Genomic DNA, 21,518 nt, shown 5'->3' on the forward strand with positions numbered 1-21,518 from the left:
GGCACCCGCGCGGGCCCATTCCGGGGCGACCGCATCGCCCCGGATGGGTCTGCGCGAACGCAAGAAGCAGCGCACCCGCCGCACCATCCGCGCCGAAGCGATGAAACTGTTTCAGCGACAGGGGTATTCGGCGACCACGATCGAGCAGATCGCCGAGGCCGCCGATATCTCTCCGAGCACGTTCTTCCGCTATTTCCCGTCCAAGGAACAGGTGGTGCTGGCCGACGACGTCGATCCGATCATGATCGACGCGCTCGAATCCCAGCCGCCGGAGCTGTCGCCGCTGGCCGCCTTCCGCCAGGCGATGCGCGACACCTTCGACAATCTGGACCCGCAGGACTGGCAGTTCGAACAGGACCGGATGAGGCTGATCTACAACGAGCCCGAGCTGCGCAGCGTGATCATGCAGGAGACCGAGCGCAACGTGGATCTGGTCTCCGCGCTGCTCGCCCGCCGAGTCGGCCGCGAACCGGGCGACTTCGAGGTCCGCGCCTTCTCCGGGGCGATGATCGGGGCGATGATGACCGCGTTCGGCCGGGAGGGGCTCGATCTGGACAAGATCGACCGGATCGTGGAATTCATGGAGGCGGGCATGCCGCTGGCACCGGCGCCCCCCGCGGAATCCGGCGACTGACGGCAGCCCGTGCTCAGGACGTGGCCAGTTCGGCGGCCGCGCTGTCGTCGGTCATGGTGGCGAAGAATCCGCCGATCACGTCCTCGATCTCGGAAATCGACTCCGCGCAATACAGAATCGGCTGATAGTGCGTGATGTCGTAGGTGGCGGTGCCCATGTCGTGAATGTTCAGCGGACGCAGCCGGGCGTGCCGGAACTCTTCGATCTCACCGAACGAGGACAGCAGACCCGCACCGTAGCAACGCACTTCACCCTTCTCGCGCACCACGCCGAATTCCATGGAGAACCAGAACACGTCGGCCAGGAATTTCAGCGCCGCCTCGGTCTCCAGCCGGGCCACCGCGGCGCCCACTTCGGCATAGATGGCGGCGAACCGCGGCGACGCCAATTGATTTGCGTGCCCGATGATTTCGTGAATCGAATCGGGCTCCGGCGTGTACAGCGGTGCGGAATGATGGCGAATGTACTGGGTGGAGTGGAAAACTCGATCGGCGAACGAGCCGAAGAATTCCCGCAACGGCACCAGTCCTGCCGCCGGTACATACCGAAAACCGGTGAGCGGCACCAATTTCGCGGTCACCTCGTCCAACTGCGGAATGTGATCGGTGGGCAGGGCCAGCCGCCGCGCGCCGTCGAGCACCTCTGCCGACGCGTAGGTCCGATGTTTGCGCGTCAACTCCGCCGACACGATGCGCCACACCCGCTGCTCCTCCTCGGTGTAGTCGATGCGCGGCAGCGCCTCGCCCGCCCGATGCGCCAAGGCCAGCGCGGCGATAGCGTTGCGCCGCGCCCGATACTCCGGATCGTGCACACCCGGATGCTCGGCACTCAAATGCACCGTGACATCGCCGTCGCTACCCGTGGTAACCGGCGAATACAACTGAGCTTCGGTGAACATGCCTCCAGGCAAGCACCCCGACCCCGATCCGACAACAAACCCCCAGCAAACTGAGCAAATTGCCTAGGAAACGAAAAGCCGCCCGCATCGGGTGATGCGGGCGGCTTCGGTTCGGCTGCTACCTCACGGCCGGGCGAACAGGAGGGCGCGCTTGACCTCCTGGATGGCCTTGGTGACCTCGATGCCGCGGGGGCAGGCGTCGGTGCAGTTGAAGGTGGTGCGGCAGCGCCAGACGCCTTCGACGTCGTTGAGGATGTCGAGACGCTCGCGGGCGCCCTCGTCGCGGCTGTCGAAGATGAAGCGGTGGGCGTTCACGATCGCGGCCGGACCGAAGTAGCTGCCGTCGCTCCAGTACACGGGGCAGGAGGTGGTGCAGCAGGCACACAGGATGCACTTGGTGGTGTCATCGAAGCGGTGCCGGTCGGTCTGGGACTGGATGCGCTCGCGGGTCGGCGCGTTACCCGAGGTGATCAGGTACGGCTTCACCGCGCGGAACGCGTCGAAGAACGGCTCCATGTTCACCACGAGGTCCTTCTCCACGGGCAGGCCGCGGATCGGCTCGACGGTGACGGTGAGCTCCTTGCCGTTCTTGGGCAGCATGTCGCGCATCAGCACCTTGCACGCCAGCCGGTTCACACCGTTGATGCGCATGGCGTCCGAACCGCACACACCGTGCGCGCAGGAGCGCCGGAAGGTGAGCGTGCCGTCCAGGTAGGACTTGATGTAGATGAGCACGTTCAGGAAGCGGTCGGTCGGCAGGACCGGCACCTGGAACGAATCCCAGTGCGCGCCCTTGTCGTCCTCCGGGTTGAACCGGGCGACCTTGACCGTCACCATGGTCGACCCGTCGGGCACGGGGGCCGGCTTCTGCCCGGCCGGGGCTTCGGCTACAGCAGTCATCAGTACTTACGCTCCATCGGCTCGTAACGGGTCTGCACGACCGGCTTGAAGTCGAGCTGGATGTCGGCGATCAGCTCCGCCGGCTTACCGGGCTCGACCTGCTTGTACGCCATGGTGTGGCGCATGAAGTTGACGTCGTCGCGGTCGGGGTAGTCCTCGCGGGCGTGGCCGCCGCGCGATTCCTTGCGGTTGAGCGCGCCCACGACGGTGACCTCGGCCAGCTCCAGCAGGAAGCCGAGTTCGACGGCCTCGAGCAGGTCGCTGTTGTAGCGCTTGCCCTTGTCCTGCACGGTGATGTGCTGGTAGCGCTCCTTGAGCGCGTGGATGTCGGTCAGCGCCGTCTTGAGGGTCTCCTCGGTGCGGAACACCGCGGCGTTGGCGTCCATGGTGACCTGCAGGTCGGTCCGGATGTCGGCGACCCGCTCGTTGCCGTGGTCGCTCAGCAGCAGCGCCAGCCAGTCCTGCACCATCTGCGCCGGGTTCTCCGGCAGCTCGACGAATTCGGTGCGGGCGGCGTACTCGGCGGCGGCGATACCCGAGCGGCGGCCGAACACGTTGATGTCCAGCAGCGAGTTGGTGCCCAGGCGGTTCGAGCCGTGCACCGACACGCAGGCGCACTCGCCGGCGGCGTACAGGCCGGGGACCACGTCGGTGTTGTTGCGCAGCACCTCACCGCGGATGCGAGTCGGGATACCGCCCATCACGTAGTGACAGGTCGGCATGACCGGCACCGGCTCCTTCACCGGGTCCACACCCAGGTAGGTGCGGGAGAACTCGGTGATGTCGGGCAGCTTCTCCTCGAGCACGTCCTCACCGAGGTGGGTCACGTCGATGAAGACGTAGTCCTTGTTCGGGCCGCCACCGCGTCCCTCGAGGACCTCCTTGACCATCGACCGGGCCACGATGTCGCGGGGCGCGAGGTCCTTGATGGTGGGGGCGTAGCGCTCCATGAAGCGCTCACCGGAGGCGTTGCGCAGGATGCCGCCCTCACCGCGGACGGCCTCGGAGATCAGGATGCCCAGGCCGGCCAGGCCCGTCGGATGGAACTGGTGGAACTCCATGTCCTCCAGCGGCAGTCCCTTGCGGAACACGATCGCCATACCGTCGCCGGTCAGCGTGTGCGCGTTGGAGGTGGTCTTGTACATCCGGCCGGAACCGCCGGTGGCGAAGATGATCGCCTTGGCGTGGAAGACGTGGATCTCACCGGTGGCCAGCTCGTAGGCGACCACGCCGGTGGCGACCGAACCGCGGTCGGTCTCGGTCATCACCAGGTCGAGCACGTAGAACTCGTTGTAGAACTCCACGTCGTGCTTGACGCAGTTCTGGTAGAGCGTCTGCAGGATCATGTGGCCGGTGCGGTCGGCGGCATAGCAGGCGCGGCGCACGGGCGCCTTGCCGTGGTCGCGGGTGTGACCGCCGAAGCGACGCTGGTCGATCTTGCCCTCGGGCGTCCGGTTGAACGGCAGGCCCATCTTCTCCAGGTCCAGCACCGCGTCGATGGCCTCCTTGGCCATGATCTCCGCGGCGTCCTGGTCGACCAGGTAGTCACCACCCTTGACGGTGTCGAAGGTGTGCCATTCCCAGTTGTCTTCTTCGACGTTGGCCAGCGCGGCGCACATACCGCCCTGAGCCGCGCCGGTGTGGCTGCGGGTCGGGTACAGCTTGGTCAGCACGGCGGTGCGGGCCCGGGGGCCGGCCTCGATCGCCGCGCGCATCCCCGCGCCACCGGCACCGACGATGACCACGTCGTAGCGGTGTTCCTGGACAGAACGAGATTCACCGACGACTGGAATTCGTTCGCTGCGCTCACTCATCGCGGAGGCGTTCCTAACTGATGTTGGGGTCGAAGGTGAAGATGACGTAGGTGCCCACGCCCATGATCAGGATCATGGCGACGGCCAGCAGGGTCTTCAGCCAGAAGCGGGTGGAGTCCTTGCGGGAGTAGTCGTCGATGACCGTGCGCAGGCCGTTGCCACCGTGCAGCTGCGCCAGCCACAGCATGGCCAGATCCCAGCACTGCCAGAACGGGCTGGCCCAGCGGCCGGCCACGAAGCCGAAGTTCAGCCGCTTCACGCCGCCGTCGAGCATCAGCATGATCGTCATGTGGCCCAGCACCAGCACGATCAGCAGCAGGCCGGAGAAGCGCATGAACAGCCACGCGTACTTCTCGAAGTTGTTGCCGGAGGAACGGCGCGGGGTGCGCGGCGAGTCGAGGCTGGCGGGCCGGTCGTAGGACTTGCCGAGAACAGGTGCGGTCATATCAGTGCTCCGTCAGCAGGTAGAAGAACTGGCGGCCGACGCCGGCGGCGGAGACCAGAACCCAGATGGTGAGCACGATCCACAGCATCAGGCGCTGGTACTTGGGGCCCTTGGACCAGAAGTCCACCAGGATGACGCGGACGCCGTTGAGCGCGTGGAACAGCACGCAGACGACCAGGCCCATCTCCATGAGGGCCACGACCGGGTTCTTGTAGGTCTCGATGGCCCGGTCGTAGGTGTCCGGGCTGACCCGCACCAGAGCGGTGTCGAGTACGTGGACGAACAGGAAGAAGAAGATCGTGACACCGGTGATCCGGTGCATCGCCCAGGACCACATACCCGGGTCGCCGCGGTACAGGGTCTTCCGCTTCGGCTGGGCCGGAGCTTCCAGTGTGGTCGTCATAGAGTGCGGTGCCTCCAACGTCGTTGATGGACACGCCGGCGAGCCGGCAGTCGGATCCGGTCGCAGCTTCGGCATACGCCGAGCATGTGAATCTGGAGAAACACCAGCTCATCTCGGGCGCTGACATCCGGAGGCGGTGGCCGGCGGTGCGTTGCCAAACCTGGACCGATCTGTGGAGAACTCTAATCCCCGGCGATTCGCGGAACTAATTCGGCGTGCCGTGCGTTGACCCTCCGAGCGGGGAGTTAGGTTTGCCTTGCCTGAATGTTCGACAGCGTCACGATGCCATTTCTACGCTGTCATATCTACCATTCGAGCGGAGGTCCGATATGCCGGAAATTGATTGGGATTCCCTGCGTCACAACGCATTTCGAGTAATGCGTAATGCGTATGCACCGTACTCCGGCTTTCCGGTCGGCGCCGCCGCTCTCACGGCCGGCGGTTCCATTGTGAGCGGTTGCAATGTGGAAAATGTCTCATACGGGCTCGGCGTCTGCGCCGAAACTGTACTCATCGGTAACTTTTGTTCTGTCGGCGGCGGCCGTTTGCTGGCGATCGCGGTCTGTGATTCGCACGGGGAAATCCTGATGCCCTGCGGACGGTGCCGGCAGGTGCTCTACGAGCACGGCGGGCCGGAACTGCTGGTCGACCATCGCGACGGCCCGGTTCCGCTGGCGAGGTTGCTGCCGGACGCCTTCGGGCCGGACGATCTGGCCGCCGGCCGGACATGATGTGAATTTCCGCACCCCGAACGGGATCTGGAAGGCTTTTCGCCATGACCCATGCGGCGGTGTCGGTGATCGCGGCCAAGCGCGACGGTGCGGAACTCGATGACGAGCAGATCGACTGGGTGGTCGACGCGTTCACCCGTGGCGAGGTCGCCGACGAACAGATGTCGGCCCTGGCGATGGCGATCGTGCTGCGCGGCATGACCCGCCGCGAACTCGACCGGTGGACCGCCGCGATGATCGCCTCCGGCCGGCGGATGGATTTCACGGACCTGCCCCGGCCGACCGTCGACAAACACTCCACGGGCGGGGTCGGCGACAAGATCACCCTGCCGCTGGCGCCGCTCGTGGCCGCCTGCGGGGCGGCGGTCCCGCAGTTGTCGGGCCGCGGCCTGGGCCACACCGGCGGAACTCTGGACAAACTGGAGTCGATTCCGGGCTGGCGTGCAGATCTGGACCCCGCGCGGATGCGCTCGATCCTCACCGATCCGGAGATCGGCGCGGTGATCTGCGCGGCCGGGGCCGATCTGGCGCCGGCCGACAAGCGCTTGTACGCGCTGCGCGATGTGACCGGCACGGTGGAATCGGTTCCGCTCATCGCCAGTTCGATCATGAGCAAGAAGATCGCCGAGGGGACCGGCGCGCTCGTCCTGGACGTGAAGGTCGGCAGCGGCGCGTTCATGAAGAACTTCCGCGACGCCACCGAATTGGCCACGGCCATGGTCGAATTGGGGACCGACGCCGGAGTGCGGACCGTCGCATTGCTGACGGCGATGGACACTCCGCTGGGGAATACGGCGGGCAATGCGCTCGAGGTCGCCGAAGCGGTGGAGGTGCTGGCCGGGGGCGGCCCGGCGGATGTCGTCGAACTGACGGTCGCCCTGGCGCGAGAAATGGTGGCGCAGGCAGGAATTCACGATGTCGACCCCGCCGACGCACTGGCCGACGGCCGTGCGATGGATCGCTGGCGGGCGATGATCGGGGCCCAGGGCGGCGATCCCGATGCGCCACTGCCGCGGGCGCTGCACACCGAAACCCTGGTGGCGCAGGAGTCGGGCGTCCTCACCCGGCTGGATGCGATGGCGGTCGGCCTCGCCGCCTGGCGGCTCGGCGCTGGACGCGCGCGTCAGGGCGATCCCGTCCAGTTCGGCGCGGGCATCGAAATGCATTGCAAGCCGGGTGATTCGGTGACAGCCGGGAAGCCGCTGTTCACGCTGCACACCGATTCCGAAGCGGCCGTTCCCGCGGCGATCGCGGCACTGCGGGCGGGATTCGACATCGGGCCGGTCGCGCCGGTCGCGCATCCGCTGATCCTCGGCCGGATCGGGCTCTGAGCCGGTATCGATGACCTGTCTATTGTGCCAATAACTAACGGCACGTCGTCTGGGTTGCTATTCTGTGCTCGCACGACCGCAGAATCCGGCTGGTAGCACCGCCTGCGTGCGGACGGCATTCGATTGCCTAGCGAAGGACGTGTGCTCGTGGGTGCTGTCGCTCTCGGACTCATCTTCGTGTTCATCCTGGCCGCCGGCGGATTACGGTCCGTCGAGGTCGGCTGCCAGAACACGCAGAAATTCCATCTGAAGAACATGTGGCTGTGCGCGGTGGTGTCCTACGCCGTCGCGCTGGCCGGATTTTCCGTCTTCCTCGTGATCTCGACCGTGGTCTCGCACTCGCCGTGGCCGACATGGGCCGACGTGGAACGAATGCCCTGGTGGGCGCCGTTCGGTGGGCTGATCGGCGGTGTCGCGGTGCTCGGCATGATCACCGTGGCCAAATATGTCGGTGTCGCCACCTTCAACGCCGTCGTCATCGTGGCCGAAATGCTGGTCGCGCTGGTGATGGACGACGTGGGTGCGATGGGGTTCGCCGAACGGCACGCGACCCCGCCCCGCCTGCTGGCAGCCGCGCTGATCGCCGTCGCCGTCTATCTCATGGCCGGCGATTCCCGTGAGGCCGAGCCCCGGCAACCCGAATTCGTGCCGGCGGGGGAGGCGGTGCGATGACCGCCCGCACCGCAGTCCGGCCTGCGACCCTCGGCCGCGGGGCGATGATTCTCGTCTTCGTCCTGATGCTCGTCGGCGGCGCCCTGCGCTCGGTCGAGGCCGGATGCCAGAACTCACTGAAACTCGCCCTGCACAACGTCTTTCTGTGCGGCGTGATCTCCTACGCGGTGGCGCTCGCCGGTGTCGGCGCGATATTCGCTGTGACACTGGCGATTTCACCGCGTCAGCCGTGGCCGTCCCGGGCGGATCTGAAGGCGATGCCACGGTGGGCTCCCTTCGGCGGGCTCACCGGCGGCGCCGCCATCTTCGCGATGATCACCGTGGCCTCCAGCGTCGGAGTCAGCACGTTCAATGCCCTGATCATCGCCGGTCAGATGCTGCTCGCCGTGGTCATGGACCACTTCGGCGTCATGGGGTTCCCGCGCCGGCCGGTCAGCGCGCAACGACTGGCGGGCTGTGCGCTGATCGTCGTGGGCGCCTATCTGATGGCGAAGTACTGAGCCGGGTCCGGCTACGCGCGGGCGACCATCGGGCAACGACAGCCCGGCGGGTAGATGCACACCGGGGCAAGTTGCCTGCGCGGGCCCGCGAATGCGGATAGCGTCGTTACATGACTGGACCGATGCCTTTGACTCTCGCCTCGATCCGCCAGGCCCCCAAGGCCGTGCTGCATGACCATCTCGACGGTGGCCTGCGTCCCGCGACCGTGCTCGAACTGGCCGAGGATTGCGGATACGACCAGCTACCCGCCACCGATGCGGAGGCGCTGGCGCACTGGTTCCGCGAAGCGGCCGACAGCGGATCGCTCGAGCGCTACCTCGAGACCTTCGCCCACACGGTGGCGGTGATGCAGACGCCGGAGGGGCTGCGGCGAGTGGCCCGCGAATGCGCGCTGGATCTGGCCGCCGACGGCGTGGTGTACGCCGAGGTCCGCTTCGCGCCCGAACAGCATCTCGAACGCGACCTCACCCTCGACGAGGTCGTCGAGCACACGCTGGCCGGGTTCCACGAGGGGGAACGGCTGGCCGCCGAAGCCGGCACTCCGATCCGGGTGACCTGCCTGCTCACCGCCATGCGGCACGCCGCCCGCTCCCGTGAGATCGCCGAACTGACGGTGCGCTTCCGGGACCGCGGCGTCGGCGGATTCGACATCGCCGGCGCCGAGGCGGGGTATCCGCCCTCGCGGCATCTGGACGCCTTCGAATACATGCGGGCCAATTGCGCGCAGTTCACCATTCACGCCGGGGAGGCGTTCGGACTGCCGTCGATCCACGAGGCGCTGGCGTTCTGCGGCTGCGATCGGCTCGGGCACGGGGTGCGGATCACCGACGACATCTTCGACAGCGACGGCGCCGAACCCACCCTCGGGCTGGTGGCCAATTACGTGCGCGACAAGCGGATTCCGCTCGAGCTGTGCCCCTCGTCGAATGTGCAGACCGGCGCGGTGCCGGCACTGGACAAGCATCCGTTCGACCTGCTGGCCCGGTTGCGGTTCCGGGTCACGGTCAACACCGACAACCGGCTCATGAGCGATACCGACATGAGCCGCGAGATGCTGAAGCTGGTGGAAACCTTCGGCTACGGCTGGAGCGATCTGGAACGGTTCACCATCAACGCCATGAAGTCGGCGTTCATCCCGTTCCCGGACCGGCTGCGCATCATCGACGAGGTGATCAAGCCCGGTTACGCCGTGCTGATCGGATGACGACCGCGCCTCGGGAGCCGGCTAGCCCTTCTCCAGCCGGTTCTCGAAGGCCTGTTCCAGGGCCCGCCAGCTCTCGGCCTCGGCGGTGAACGGCGGACTCGGCGCCAGCCGGGTCGGGTCCGGCTCCAGCAGATAGGAGACGTACCAGCCCAGCGGCGTCGACTTCGCCAGCGCCTGCTCGACCGAGTCGTCGCCGACGTAATCGGCTGCGTCGGTGAACAATTCGACCGCCAGATCGAGCTGATCGATGTCGACCGACTTGGGGCCCTGCCCCAGATCGTCGGCCAGCCCCGGCAGCACGTAGACGTTCTCCTCGGTGACCTCGACCTCGAGCGATCCGTCGACCGCCGCCGTGCGGACCTCACCGTAGGTGCTGACCCGCGCCAGATCGTGGTCGTGATCGTCGGCCAGGTAGCGGGCCAGTGCGCGTTCGGAGGGGAAGACGGTGATGGTGCCGTTGCTGCCGAGGAACACCGGCTCGTCGTCCAGATAGCAACGCAGGGTGAAGAATTCGCCCTCGGAGGTGACGATCTTGACCGGGTCGATGCCGACCTCGTGCCAGAAGGTCTCCTCTTCGTCCTCGTCGTCTTCCTCGTCGGTGTCCTCGTCCTCGTCGAGGTCGACCGGTTCGATGTCGTCGTCGTCGGTGTCGGCGACGTCCTCGGCATCGACGACGTTCTCCTCGGCGGCCAGTAGTTCCGCCTCGGCCACGGCCAGCGCTTCGGCATCGACCTCGGGTGAGGCCACCACCGAATCGATGGCGTCGACGACCTGGTCCCAGTCCTTGGCGATCGCGTTGCCGACCTGATCCCACAGCTGTTCGCCGTCGCGGCCCACGAACGCGGTCACCCCCGCCGGCAGTGCGCCGAGGACGGGGTGCGAGCCGAAGAACTTGGTGACCACCTCGAGTTCGCACACCTCGCCGATGGTGCGGACCATCTCGAGGGTCTCTTCCAGTTCGGCGATGGTCTCCGGGTCGGGTTCACCGGCCGCGAGCTCCGGGACGCCGACCAGATCGAAGACGTGCTCCTCCTGGGGCTCCAGCTCGGCGGCGGACAAACCGACGACGACCTTCCAGGACGGATGGTCCACGAGATCGTTGTCGTCGTTGGTCCGGATGAACGCGGCGAGCTCCGCGGGGGAGTCGAATCCGTAGAGCTCGTCCTCGTGACCGAGGAATGCCTCCCACTCGTCGTCACCGTCTCGCCAGCGCGGTGCCCACAGGGTGACCAGATCGCCGTCGGTGAGACCGAGCTCGATCGGGACGATGTCTCCAGAAGCCATGAACGGAAGCCTATCGAGCCGTTGCCTTCGGCACTATTCGGCCCGCCCCCCAACGTTTCCCGATTCGGGTGCGGTGAAGGCGGAATTCAGGGTGGCGACCACCTCGGAGCGCTGCTCTCCCGCATTCTGCGCAGCTTGCTGGCACGCCCAGATGATCAACTGGCCCACCTCGGCCGGAGAATGCGAGGTGACGGCCTCGGACAGATCCAGGCCCACCAGGGCGCCGTCGCTGTCGACCTCGACGCTCACCGAACCGTCCTCGGCGGTGAAACGACCGCGCACGTTCTTGAGGTTGTAGAGCGCGGCCTCGAGGGCCTCGAGTTTATTCGTCGCCGCGGCGACGAGGGCATCCATTTCCGCGCTCACAATGCGTCCTTTCCGGCATACGCGCTGACGCTCATACGGGCCTCATCCAGCTGGTGGGTCCGGTGTCCTCGTCGTCCATGCGATCGAGTTCGTCGACGGCTTCCTGGCGGGTGGGCAGGCCCAGTTTGTCCAGGATCTCGGTGGGCATGCCGGATTCGGCGAGCAGTTCGCGCCGGCGGGCCTTGGCGACGATCGCCGACCGCTTGGTCAGCCGCAGGATCTCTGCGGCCAAAGCCTGTGCGCCGTAACGGTATTCGCTGCGCTCGAATTTGATCTCCACCGGAATGCCCTGATCGGTGGCCCGCACGCTGATGGTGCCGGCGCGATTGGTGCTGGCGGCGACCGTGACGCTCGGGATCTGCTGCTGCGGCTGGCTCATGACGTCGGCCTGTAGAACCCGTGGAACGCCATTCCCATGTTCTCCGTTCGAATCGAGTCGATCTGCACCGGATCACCGGCCTCGACCATCTGTCCGTTACCGACGACCATCGCGACGTGACCGTCCCAGATGGCCAGATCGCCCGGCATGACATCGCCCGGGCTCACCGGGGTCGCGCCGGCGCTCTGATCGCAGGCGAGGCGGGGCAGGTCGACGCCGGCCTCGCCGTAGGCCCACTTGGTCAGGCCGCTGCAGTCGAGCCCGGCCCCGGGGGTATTACCGCCCCAGACGTACGGCGTGCCGCAGGCGCTGATCGCCGCCTTGACCGCGGTGGCGGCCTTCTGATTGGGCGCCTCGACCTGGCTGCCGTCGGGCAGGGTGATCATGACGCCGCCGTGGCGGCCGGGCTTGTCGGCACCGGACTGCTGAGCTCCGGGGGTTTTCGTCGCACCCGAGCTCGATCGCGACTGCGTCGCCGCCGAGGCCGGGCTGGTCATGCTGCTCATCATCGAACCGCCGCTCGACACCAGCCCGCCGAGCAGTGAACTGGCCGTCTGCGCGCCGGTGCTCAGCGCGGGCGCGGCGACCGAGGCCGCGGCCACCGGAGTACCCGACATGGACGGCGTCGGCGGGGGCGGAGTCAGTTCGGTCATCGAGGTGGTGTGCGTGTCGAGGTCCGACCGCACCCGGCCGACCACACTCAGGGCCTGGCCGAAATGGTCGATCGCGGAGTTGACCACGGTGATCAATCCCGGAGGAGTCGTCAGCGCGGGCCCCAGCGCCGTCACCGACTGCACGAACGACTGGACGATTCCGTCGAGTTCCTTCTGCCCCGTCTGCACCGTGGCGGCGGCCTGGCTGACCACGTCGGCCATATCGTTGCCGCGATCCGACATCGTGGCTGCCGAGGTCTGCACCTTGAGCGCCTTGTCCATCGCGGCGTCGCCACCACCGCCGTTCCAGGCGTTGGTCATCTGATTGATGCTCGCGCTGCCGGCCTGGTGGATTCCGTCGAGGTGGGTGGACACCTGGCGCAGCGCGTCGGCCGGGCCGCCGGCCGGCAGCACACCGGAACCGAAGCTGGTGAGCAGATCGATGAGTGGTTGGGCGAGTGCGTCGAGATCGATGACGCCCGTCATCCGATCGGGCCTTCCGCGGCGCGCAGTGCGGCGGCGTGGGCGGCGTCGGTTTCGGAGTAGGTGGCGGCGGCGCCCGTCGCGGCGGCCCCCACACTGCCCATCACCGCGGACAATTCGCCGATCCCGGCGACATGCCCGGCATGGGCAGCGGCATAGGCAGCGACGAAATCGCCCCCCACCAGTCCGAAGATCGGGCCGAGCAGGAGCGGGTCGGCCCCGGCGGCGCCCGCCGCGGCAACACCCATTTCACCGGCCAGTCCCGCGGCTGTGGCACCGTAGGCGGCGACGCCCTCGGTGTCGACCGAGATCTTGTGCATCAACATCCCCCATCGTGCTGGTCTGGTGGCAGATTACGTCATCCGAGTAGTTCGACGCATGCTCCTGCGCAACGGTTCCCACTCCGGTTGCGGAAATCCGCCCTCGGTTGGCGAATTCGAAGCCCGACAGACCTTATCGTTCCCTCATGCGTACGCATATCGTGGAACACCCGCTGACGGCCACCCTCCTGACGGCCATGCGCGATGCCCGCACCTCCAACGCGGGTTTCCGGGCGGCACTGGCCGATCTGACCGGATTCCTCGTCTACGAAGCACTGCGGGAAGCCCCGACGCACACCTTCGACATCGACACGCCGGTCGCGCCGACCCGGGGCACCCGGCTCGCGAAACCACCACTGCTCGTTCCGGTGTTGCGCGCCGGCCTCGGCATGGTCGACGCCGCCAGTGCGTTGATTCCGGAATCCCGCGTGGGTTTCGTCGGCGTGGCGCGCGACGAGCAGACCCATCGTCCGGTGCCGTACATGGAGTCGCTGCCCGCGGATCTGTCGGGCCTACCGGTCTTCGTTCTCGATCCGATGCTGGCCACCGGCGGATCCATGCGCCACACCCTGGAACTGCTGTGCGCCCGCAACGCCACCGACATCACCGCAGTCTGCGTCGTTGCCGCCCCGGAAGGTATTGCCGCGCTGGAGAAATCGGGCCTGCCGGTGCGATTGGTGACCGCCGCGGTCGACTCCGGACTCAATGCCGACGCCTTCATCGTGCCGGGGCTCGGCGACGCCGGGGACCGGCAATTCGGTCCGCGCCACGACTGAGGTCGCCCGCCGCTGGGCAGCGCAACGATGGTGCGCGCGGGTCACCGATCCGGCGTGACAGCCCGAAGCCGGGCCGAACCGCCGACGATCGCGCGGTGGTTTGCGCCGGAGCGGATCCCGGCGCGGAATGGGGTCGGGCGGCTCAGCGGCTCACAAATTTTCGCAGAAGTCACGGAGCGCCGAGAGGCGCTCTGCTGCAACCGCTTTCGATCGGGCCAGTGCGTCGCGGTCGCGAACCGGTTCGACGACCTCCAGATAGCATTTGAGTTTCGGCTCGGTACCCGAGGGACGGACGACGATGCGCTGCCCCTCGCCCTCGAAGACCAAGGCGTCGGTCCGCATCCGGCCGCGAACCGTCGACAGATCGGTGCAGGTGACGGGAACGCCCGCGATGATGTCGGGCGGCGTATCGCGCAGGCGGGCAACGGCGTGCGCGGCGGCCGCCGGATCGGCCGGTCGCAGCGACACCTGGTCGCCGGCGTGCAGGCCGAACTCCACGGCGTATTCGTCGAGGACGTCGAGCAGGGAACGCCCCTGCTCCCGCAGCCGAGCGGTGAGGTCGGCGGCGGCCACGGCGGCGGTGATGCCGTCCTTGTCGCGCACGGCGGCCGGGTCGACGCAGTGGCCGATGGCCTCCTCGTAGGCGTACACGAGCCCCGCACCGGCGCGGGCGAGCCACTTGAAGCCCGTGAGCGTTTCGGCGTAACGGGCGCCGCGTGCGGGCGCGAGCTTCCCGAGCAGCCGGGACGACACGACGGTGGTCGCCACCAGTGCGTCCGGCGCCGCATTGCGCAGCACGTAATCGGCCAGTAGTACGCCTGTTTCGTCGCCGCGCAGCATGCGCCACCCGTCCGGTCCGGGCACCGCGATCGCGCAGCGATCGGCATCGGGGTCGAGGGCGACGGCCAGGTCCGCATCGATCTTCTCCGCCAGAGCCAGCAGCAGATCCGCGGCGCCCGGTTCTTCGGGATTCGGAAATGCCACGGTCGGGAAGTCGGGATCGGGGTTGAATTGCTCGTCGACCACGTGGACGTCCGGGAATCCGGCGGCGGCGAGCGCGGCCACCGCCGTCTCGCCGCCCACGCCGTGCATGGGCGTCAGCGCGATACGAATATCAGGGCGCGGCAGCGTCATTCGGTCGCCGTTGGGTTCACCGGCGTGGCGTGCCGCGTGGTCCGCATGGACCGGAACCGTTCGCGCGCCGCCGATCGTCTCGGGCACGGCGGCGGCTCGCGCCAGATAGCGGCGAACGAGTTCCTCGCCGAGGTCGGCGCGGGTGGCATCGGCCGGCAGCGACAGGATCGACGGCGAGGGGGCGTCGTTCGCCGGATCGGTGCGCGCGATCGGTTCGGTGACCGCATCGATGCAGCGTTCGATCTCGGCGTCGGCGGGCGGGATCAGCTGCGAACCGCCGTCCAGGTAGAGCTTGTAACCGTTGTCCGTGGCGGGGTTGTGGGACGCGGTGATCTGCACGCCGGCCACCGCCCCCAGCTCCCGTACCGCGAACGCCACGATCGGCGTCGGCAGCGGGCGTGGCAGCAGCAGTACCGAAAAGCCCGCTGCCGCGAACACTTCCGCGGTGACGGTGGCGAACTCCGCGGAGCCGTGGCGGGCGTCGCGGCCGACGATCACCAGGCCGCCGCCCAGGCAGCGGTCCCGAAGCCAGGCCGCCACACCGGCGCTCGCGCGCGCCACCGTGCCGACATTCATCCCGTCCGGCCCGTCCTGCAGGGGGCCGCGCAGACCTGCCGTTCCGAATCGCAACATGATGCCCGCCTACAGCCGTTCCAGCACACCGCGCAGCAGTTTGCCCAATCTCGGTGCGGCGGCCTGCCCTTCGGCGAGCACCTCCTGATGCGACAACGGCGCGCCGGTCACGCCCGCGGCCAGATTGGTCACCAGCGAAATGCCCAGCAGCCGCAGGCCCAGCGAGCGGGCCGCGATCGCCTCCAACACGGTCGACATGCCGACCAGATCGGCGCCCATGGCGCCCAGCATGCGGATCTCGGCGGGTGTCTCGTACTGCGGACCGTTGAGGCCCGCGTAGACGCCCTCGGTCAGCGAGGGGTCGATTTCCCTTGCCAGCGTGCGCAATTCGGGATCCCAGGCATCGACCATGTTCACGAACGCGGCGCCGGTGAGCGGGGTGCGCCCGGTGAGATTGAGGTGATCGTTGATCAGTACCGGCTCGCCGACCCGCAGGCCCGGGCGGATCCCGCCCGCGGCGTTGGTGAGGATCACCGTTTCCGCACCCGCCGCGGCCGCCGCGTGGACCGCGTGCACCACCCGGTGCGGTTCGTAACCCTCGTAGAGGTGCTGGCGGCCCATCATCAGCAGCACCGGCACCTCGCCGACCTGCACCGAATGCACGATGCCCTGATGTCCCTGGGCCGTCGGCGGTTCGAAGCCGGGCAGTTCGGTCATCGGAATCGATGCCCGCGGCGCCCCGATCTCGGTGGCGGCGGACTGCCAGCCGGATCCGAGTACCACCGCGACCCGATGACGCGTGACTCCCGTACGTGTGGCGATCGCCTCGGCGGCCTGTTCGGCAAGCATGCGCCCACGATAGTGCGCCGACGGGCCGGTTGTGCGCGTCGCGGGCCGGACACGGGTGCCGCCGCCGGGCGCGGTCGGCGGGGCGAGGGCAGGATGGTGCCGTGCGTGAACTCGTGGTCCTCGGGACGGCCAGTCAGGTGCCGACCCGCCGGCGCAATCACAACGGATATCTGTTGCGCTGGGACGGTGACGGCCTGCTGTTCGACCCCGGCGAGGGGACGCAGCGGCAGATGCTGTTCGCGGGGGTTTCGGCGAGTGGCATCACCCGGATCGGGCTGACCCATTTCCACGGTGATCACTGCCTCGGCCTGCCCGGGGTGCTGGCGCGGCTCAATCTGGACCAGGTCACCCATCCGGTCGACATCTGCTTCCCGGGATCGGGCGCGGAACTGCTCACACATCTCCGCGGCGTGGTGCCCGACTTTCCCGGTCTGCGCGAGCATCCGATCGATGCGGACGGCCCGGTGCCGCTGCCGGACGCGCCGTTCACCTTCGAGGCGGTGCGGCTGTCGCATCGCATCGACACCTTCGGCTATCGGCTCGTCGAACCCGACAGCTATCGGATCCTGCCGGAGCGGCTCGCCGAATTCGGCCTGGCGGGTCCGCTGGTCGGGACGCTGCAGCGCGAAGGCGCGGTCCGGCTGCCCGACGGTCGCAGGGTCACCGTGGACGAGGTGTCGGTGCCGCGGCCCGGGCAACGCTTCGCCTTCGTGATGGACACCCGAATGTGTTCGGGCGTAGCGGAATTGGCCGAAGGCGCCGATATGCTCGTCATCGAGGCGACCTTCCTGGAGGCCGAGGCGCAACTGGCCGACGATTTCGGCCACCTCACCGCCGGGCAGGCGGCACGCGTGGCCGCGGAGGCAGGGGTGCGAACGCTCGTGCTCACCCATTTCTCGCAGCGCTACGGCGATCTGGCCGGGCACCGGGCGGAGGCGCAGCGGTATTTCGACGGGGACCTGGTGATCGCCGAGGACCTGATGCGGGTGCCGCTCCCGCCGCGTCGCTGACCTGTGCACCAGCGGTGATCACAACCCGCCGGTAACTTGGCCGGGGGTGTGATGCGGGCGTTCATTCGGAGCTGCATATTCTCTGCGTATGCCGTACTTGGACCGTGACGGGGACGTATTCGTGCTCTACCTCGGCAACGAGGGTCAGACCGACAGCGAGAACCGCTTCCATCCCGACTGGATCGACGCCATCCACGCGAAACTGGACGAGGTCGAGGCTGCCGAGGGGCCGGCGGCGCTGGTCACGGTGGCCACCGGAAAATTTTTCAGCAACGGCCTGGACACCGACTGGCTGTTCGGCAACATGGACAGGATGCACTGGTACCTGGACCGGGTGCACACCGTCTTCAGCCGGCTGCTGGCCTTCGAGATGCCGACCGTCGCCGCGTTGAACGGGCACGCCTTCGGCGCCGGCGCCATGCTGGCCACCTCGCACGACTTCCGGGTGATGCGCTCGGATCGCGGGTACTGGTGCCTGCCCGAGGTCCATCTGGGAATGCCGTTCACAGTGGCGATGAACGCGCTCGTCACCGAGCGGCTGACCAATCAGGTGGCGCTCGAGGCGATGACCACCGGCCGCCGCTACAGCGCCGCCGACGCGATCGCCGCGGGCATCGTCGACGAGGCGGCCGAGGCCGACGGTGTGCTGGCCGCGGCGGTCGCGCGGGCCGCGGCACTGACCGGCAACCGCAAGCCGAATCTGCCGGTTATCAAGCGTGCGCTGCACGGACGGGCGCTCGCGGGCCTGAATACCCCGACGACACCGGAAAATCTCGCCTTCGGCTCCTGAACACCCGATGATCATCGCGTGGCGCAGAGTGCGAGACTGTGTGCCATGCCACGCAGCGGGAACGAACGCAGCTGGAGTCGCACGGACCGGTCGGCGCACCGGGCCGCGGCATCCGGCTGCGCCCCCGCCGACGCCCCCCGTGCCGACGCCGATGATCTCCGTGCCGACGAGGCCGATGCCTCGGTGGACCCGGCGGATCCGGCCCTGCTCGCCGCCGCCGATGCCGCCGTCACGGCGGCCGAATCGGAACTGATCGCCCTCTCGCATTCCATCCACGCCGAACCCGAGCTGGCATTCGCCGAGCACCGCAGTGTGGCCAAGACACTGGCACCGCTGCGCGAGCGCGGGTTCGCGATCGAGATGCCGGTCGCGGACCTGGAGACCGCCTTCGTCGCCACCTTCGGCAGCGGCGAGCTGGTGGTGGGCATCTGCGCCGAATACGACGCGCTGCCCGAGATCGGTCACGCCTGCGGCCACAACATCATCGCCGCGGCCGCGGTGGGTGCGGGGCTGGCGCTGGCCGAGGTGGCCGATCGGTGCGGTCTCACCGTGAAGGTGTTCGGCACGCCGGCCGAGGAGAGCGGCGGCGGCAAGGTGCTGATGCTCGAGCGCGGCGTCTTCGACGGGGTCGCGATGGCCCTGATGGTGCATCCGGGTCCGCTGGATATCGTGGGTGCGCGGTCGCTGGCCCTGGCCGATCTGTCGGTGTCCTTCCACGGCCGCGAAGCACATGCCAGCGCCGCGCCGGAGTACGGCCGCAACGCCGGGGACGCCGCCACCGTCGCGCAGGTCGCGCTGGGTCTGCTCCGTCAGCATCTGCGCCCCGGCCAGCAACTGCACGGTATAGTCGAAACGGGCGGTGTTGCCCCGAATATCGTGCCCGGCCATGCGGAACTGTTGTATTACCTGCGGGCAGACAATTCCGCATCCCTCGACGATCTGCTGCAGCGCGCCTCGGCCTGCTTCGAGGCGGGAGCGCTGGCAACCGGATGCACTCATGAAATCCGGGCGCTGGCGCCCACATATACCGAGCTCACGCCGGATTCCGCACTACTGTGTGCTTACCGCGAGCAGATCATCGGTATGGGTCGCATGCCGCTCGCGCCGGAACTCGAGGCAGCACGGCCGCTGGGCAGTACCGATATGGGCAATGTCACCAACGTCATTCCCGGCATCCACCCGGTTATCGGTATCGAGGCGAACGGCGCGGTGACACACCAGCGGGAGTTCGCCGCGGCCTGTGTGACGCCGTCGGCCGATCTCGCGGTGACCGACGGGGCGCGGGCGCTCGCCCGTACCGCAATCCAGGTTGCGGGCGATCAACTACACAGGGACAGGTTGTTGGAGCGCAGTATTCAGCGACAGGAGGAAATTCGGTGAGCACGATCGGCCGGTCATCACCGGCGGGCCGCGAGGGAGACGCCGCGGCGGGTCGCGACGATGACGCGACCGGTTCGGAGGACGACTCCGCGACCGGTTCGCGCCCTTCCGCGGCGGCGGGCCGCAAGTCTGCCGGTACCGGCCTGCAGAGCAAGGCGGTAGGCCCGGAGGCCGGAACCTGTCGGCACACCGGACTCGCGACCGGTCGACAGGCGGAGATCGCGGCCGGACAGGCCGCGGTCGAGGCGTGGCTGAGCGAGCACGGTGACGATCTGATCGGCTGGCGCCGCCACATCCACGCCAATCCGGAACTGTCCCGCGCCGAGCACGGCACCACCGAATTCGTCGAATCCTGGCTGGTCAAGGCCGGTCTGGAACCGCGCAAACTGCCTACCGGCACCGGCCTGATCTGCGATATCGGCCCGGCCGGTCCGCGCCTGGCGCTGCGCGCCGATATGGATGCGCTGCCGCTGCAGGAATACACCGGCCGCCCGTTCGCCTCGACCGTTCCCGGCGTCTCCCACGCCTGTGGTCACGACGCGCACACCTCGATCCTGCTCGGCACCGCCCTGGCCCTCACCGAGATCGGCGACCTTCCGGTCGGCGTCCGGCTGGTCTTCCAGCACGCCGAGGAGGTCATGCCCGGCGGTGCCATCGACATGGTCGCCGCCGGTGCGATGGACGACGTCTCGCGGGTCTTCGCGCTGCACTGCGATCCCCGGCTCGAGGTCGGGCGGATCGGAGTGCGGGTCGGCGCCATCACCTCGGCCGCCGACACCGTGGAACTGGTGCTGGACTCGCCGGGTGGGCACACCTCCCGGCCGCATCTGACCAGCGATCTGGTCTACGCCATCGGCACCGTCATCACCGGCCTGCCGGGTCTGCTGAGCCGCCGCATCGATCCGCGGACCAGCACGGTGATGGTGTGGGGTGCGGTATCGGCGGGTAAGGCGCCCAACGCGATTCCGCAGACCGGCATGCTGACCGGGACCGTGCGCACCGGTGACCACGCCACCTGGTCGCTGCTCGAGCCGATGGTCCGCGAGATCGTCGACGGGCTGCTCGCCCCGACGGGGGTGCGGTATCAGCTGAACTACAAGCGTGGCGTGCCGCCGGTGGTCAACGACGAATTCTCCACCCGGATGTTCGAGGACGCGATTCTCGGTCTGGGTCCGGACGCGCTGTCGGATACTCCGCAGTCGGGCGGTGGCGAGGACTTCTCCTGGTACCTCGAGGAGGTTCCCGGTGCCATGGCGCGGCTGGGCGTGTGGTCGGGCGAGGGCCCGCAACTGGACATCCACCAGCCGACCTTCGACATCGACGAGCGCGCGCTGGCGGCCGGCGTGCGCGTGATGACCAATCTGGTCCTGCAGGCACGCTGATCGCACGGCCCGTCGGGTGGCGAACCCGGCGGGCTGTCCGGCTCGGTCCCGGCTACATCGAGCCGAAGGTCCCCGGGCCCACGTTGCGGCTGTTGCGGGTGCGCAGCGCGTGGACGTAATCGGCCGGAGCCCCGGCCTTTTCGGCCGCGTCGGCGATCACGCCGATATAGCGGGCGGAGGGCAGCCCGCCCTCGTAGGCGTCCAGCACGTACAGCCACGCCAGCACCGGCTGGGTACCCGTCCCCGTATTGGGCGATACCCGGAGCCGGATCTTCTTGTGGATACCGAAATCCGAACCCTCCCACCGGTCGAGGCTCTGCTCGTCCTCGGCGGAGACGTCGTACAGCACGACGAACACCCGGGAGCCCGGATCCTCGACCACCGTCGCGAGCGGGCCTTCCCAGCCGATGTCGTCGCCGGCGAAGGTCAGGCGCCACCCTTCCAGCCAGCCCGTTCCGTAGACGGGGGAGTGCGGACAGCGCTTGAGCATCTGCTCCGGGTCCATATTGGATCCGTAGGCGGCGTATATCGGCACCTGGCAAGAGTATCGAATGTAGGGACCGCTTGTTTCGATCCGGCCCGGTTCGGGCCGTGCCTGTCTCCGGT

The 21,518-nt window shown here is 68.0% G+C and carries 24 protein-coding genes; 11 read left to right on the forward strand and 13 right to left on the reverse strand.

Annotated features, from left to right (window positions below):
• Positions 1 to 43: 43 nt before the first annotated feature.
• On the forward strand, positions 44 to 634 hold the full coding sequence (locus AC5592_RS08800; RefSeq protein WP_442789560.1) for an acyl-CoA-like ligand-binding transcription factor: 591 nt from the start codon (positions 44 to 46) through the stop codon (positions 632 to 634).
• 13 nt (positions 635 to 647) lie between these two features.
• Here AC5592_RS08800 and AC5592_RS08805 read toward each other — a convergent pair whose 3' ends face one another.
• The 5 genes from AC5592_RS08805 to sdhC form a co-directional block, all read right to left on the reverse strand.
• Entirely contained in the window at positions 648 to 1,532 is an 885-nt protein-coding gene (locus AC5592_RS08805) for a phenylalanine 4-monooxygenase (protein WP_063063915.1), read from the reverse strand.
• Positions 1,533 to 1,655: 123 nt separating this feature from the next.
• Entirely contained in the window at positions 1,656 to 2,432 is a 777-nt protein-coding gene (locus tag AC5592_RS08810; protein ID WP_036498394.1) for a succinate dehydrogenase iron-sulfur subunit, read from the reverse strand.
• Positions 2,432 to 4,246, reverse strand: coding sequence for a succinate dehydrogenase flavoprotein subunit (sdhA, locus tag AC5592_RS08815; protein ID WP_051024340.1), 1,815 nt, complete (start codon positions 4,244 to 4,246; stop codon positions 2,432 to 2,434). The genes AC5592_RS08810 and sdhA overlap by 1 nt, the downstream gene beginning before the upstream one ends.
• A gap of 13 nt (positions 4,247 to 4,259) precedes the next feature.
• Entirely contained in the window at positions 4,260 to 4,691 is a 432-nt protein-coding gene (locus AC5592_RS08820; protein ID WP_030513572.1) for a succinate dehydrogenase hydrophobic membrane anchor subunit, read from the reverse strand.
• Between the two features lies 1 nt (position 4,692).
• Entirely contained in the window at positions 4,693 to 5,094 is a 402-nt protein-coding gene (sdhC, locus tag AC5592_RS08825) for a succinate dehydrogenase, cytochrome b556 subunit (RefSeq protein WP_051024341.1), read from the reverse strand.
• Positions 5,095 to 5,423: 329 nt separating this feature from the next.
• Between sdhC and AC5592_RS08830 the strand changes: the two genes are divergently transcribed.
• The 5 genes from AC5592_RS08830 to AC5592_RS08850 all read left to right on the forward strand — a co-directional run bounded on the left by AC5592_RS08830 (position 5,424) and on the right by AC5592_RS08850 (position 9,533).
• A complete protein-coding gene (locus AC5592_RS08830; protein WP_063063916.1) occupies positions 5,424 to 5,825 on the forward strand; it encodes a cytidine deaminase in 402 nt (133 codons plus the stop codon).
• A 44-nt stretch (positions 5,826 to 5,869) separates the two neighbouring features.
• Entirely contained in the window at positions 5,870 to 7,156 is a 1,287-nt protein-coding gene (locus AC5592_RS08835; RefSeq protein ID WP_063063917.1) for a thymidine phosphorylase, read from the forward strand.
• A gap of 147 nt (positions 7,157 to 7,303) precedes the next feature.
• Positions 7,304 to 7,828, forward strand: a complete 525-nt coding sequence (locus tag AC5592_RS08840; RefSeq protein WP_157163351.1) for a DMT family transporter — start codon at positions 7,304 to 7,306, stop codon at positions 7,826 to 7,828.
• Positions 7,825 to 8,328 carry a DMT family transporter gene (locus AC5592_RS08845; protein ID WP_051024342.1) on the forward strand — a complete coding sequence of 168 codons (504 nt, stop codon included), beginning with the start codon at positions 7,825 to 7,827 and terminating at the stop codon, positions 8,326 to 8,328. Before AC5592_RS08840 ends, AC5592_RS08845 begins: the two co-directional genes overlap by 4 nt.
• Positions 8,329 to 8,438: 110 nt before the next feature.
• A complete protein-coding gene (locus AC5592_RS08850) occupies positions 8,439 to 9,533 on the forward strand; it encodes an adenosine deaminase (protein ID WP_036498398.1) in 1,095 nt (364 codons plus the stop codon).
• Between the two features lie 21 nt (positions 9,534 to 9,554).
• Here AC5592_RS08850 and AC5592_RS08855 read toward each other — a convergent pair whose 3' ends face one another.
• From AC5592_RS08855 to AC5592_RS08875, 5 genes are read right to left on the reverse strand one after another with little or no spacing between them, the layout of a single operon-like run.
• Complete coding sequence (locus AC5592_RS08855; protein ID WP_036498399.1) at positions 9,555 to 10,817, reverse strand: SatS C-terminal domain-containing protein; 1,263 nt, start codon at positions 10,815 to 10,817, stop codon at positions 9,555 to 9,557.
• 33 nt (positions 10,818 to 10,850) lie between these two features.
• Positions 10,851 to 11,183 (reverse strand): YbaB/EbfC family nucleoid-associated protein, encoded by a 333-nt coding sequence (locus AC5592_RS08860; protein WP_030513580.1) that lies wholly within the window; start codon positions 11,181 to 11,183, stop codon positions 10,851 to 10,853.
• Between the two features lie 31 nt (positions 11,184 to 11,214).
• Positions 11,215 to 11,562 carry a hypothetical protein gene (locus AC5592_RS08865; RefSeq protein ID WP_036498400.1) on the reverse strand — a complete coding sequence of 116 codons (348 nt, stop codon included), beginning with the start codon at positions 11,560 to 11,562 and terminating at the stop codon, positions 11,215 to 11,217.
• Complete coding sequence (locus AC5592_RS08870) at positions 11,559 to 12,701, reverse strand: NlpC/P60 family protein (protein WP_063063918.1); 1,143 nt, start codon at positions 12,699 to 12,701, stop codon at positions 11,559 to 11,561. The genes AC5592_RS08865 and AC5592_RS08870 overlap by 4 nt, the downstream gene beginning before the upstream one ends.
• Positions 12,698 to 13,018, reverse strand: a complete 321-nt coding sequence (locus tag AC5592_RS08875; RefSeq protein WP_036498448.1) for a type VII secretion target — start codon at positions 13,016 to 13,018, stop codon at positions 12,698 to 12,700. The genes AC5592_RS08870 and AC5592_RS08875 overlap by 4 nt, the downstream gene beginning before the upstream one ends.
• Positions 13,019 to 13,164: 146 nt before the next feature.
• On the opposite strand from AC5592_RS08875, the gene upp reads away from it, so the two are divergent.
• Entirely contained in the window at positions 13,165 to 13,794 is a 630-nt protein-coding gene (gene upp, locus AC5592_RS08880; RefSeq protein ID WP_036498402.1) for a uracil phosphoribosyltransferase, read from the forward strand.
• Between the two features lie 150 nt (positions 13,795 to 13,944).
• On the opposite strand, the gene AC5592_RS08885 is transcribed toward upp, so the two are convergent.
• Complete coding sequence (locus tag AC5592_RS08885; RefSeq protein ID WP_063063919.1) at positions 13,945 to 15,561, reverse strand: phospho-sugar mutase; 1,617 nt, start codon at positions 15,559 to 15,561, stop codon at positions 13,945 to 13,947.
• A gap of 9 nt (positions 15,562 to 15,570) precedes the next feature.
• Positions 15,571 to 16,350: a purine-nucleoside phosphorylase gene (locus tag AC5592_RS08890; RefSeq protein ID WP_036498403.1), complete on the reverse strand. Its 780-nt coding sequence runs from the start codon at positions 16,348 to 16,350 to the stop codon at positions 15,571 to 15,573.
• Positions 16,351 to 16,451: 101 nt separating this feature from the next.
• On the opposite strand from AC5592_RS08890, the gene AC5592_RS08895 reads away from it, so the two are divergent.
• The 4 genes from AC5592_RS08895 (at position 16,452) to AC5592_RS08910 (ending at position 20,912) form a co-directional block, all read left to right on the forward strand.
• The gene (locus AC5592_RS08895) at positions 16,452 to 17,360 is read left to right on the forward strand and encodes a ribonuclease Z (RefSeq protein WP_036498404.1); all 909 of its coding nucleotides are present in this window, start codon (positions 16,452 to 16,454) and stop codon (positions 17,358 to 17,360) included.
• Between the two features lie 88 nt (positions 17,361 to 17,448).
• Positions 17,449 to 18,150, forward strand: coding sequence for an enoyl-CoA hydratase-related protein (locus AC5592_RS08900; protein ID WP_036498405.1), 702 nt, complete (start codon positions 17,449 to 17,451; stop codon positions 18,148 to 18,150).
• 204 nt (positions 18,151 to 18,354) lie between these two features.
• Entirely contained in the window at positions 18,355 to 19,530 is a 1,176-nt protein-coding gene (locus AC5592_RS08905; protein WP_036498450.1) for a M20 family metallopeptidase, read from the forward strand.
• Positions 19,531 to 19,748: 218 nt separating this feature from the next.
• Positions 19,749 to 20,912 (forward strand): M20 family metallopeptidase, encoded by a 1,164-nt coding sequence (locus tag AC5592_RS08910; RefSeq protein ID WP_036498451.1) that lies wholly within the window; start codon positions 19,749 to 19,751, stop codon positions 20,910 to 20,912.
• 52 nt (positions 20,913 to 20,964) lie between these two features.
• Here AC5592_RS08910 and AC5592_RS08915 read toward each other — a convergent pair whose 3' ends face one another.
• Positions 20,965 to 21,447: a gamma-glutamylcyclotransferase family protein gene (locus AC5592_RS08915; protein WP_036498406.1), complete on the reverse strand. Its 483-nt coding sequence runs from the start codon at positions 21,445 to 21,447 to the stop codon at positions 20,965 to 20,967.
• Positions 21,448 to 21,518: the final 71 nt, after the last annotated feature.

Origin of the sequence: Nocardia violaceofusca NBRC 14427 (genome assembly GCF_963869435.1) — a bacterium.
GTDB lineage: Bacteria > Actinomycetota > Actinomycetes > Mycobacteriales > Mycobacteriaceae > Nocardia > Nocardia aobensis.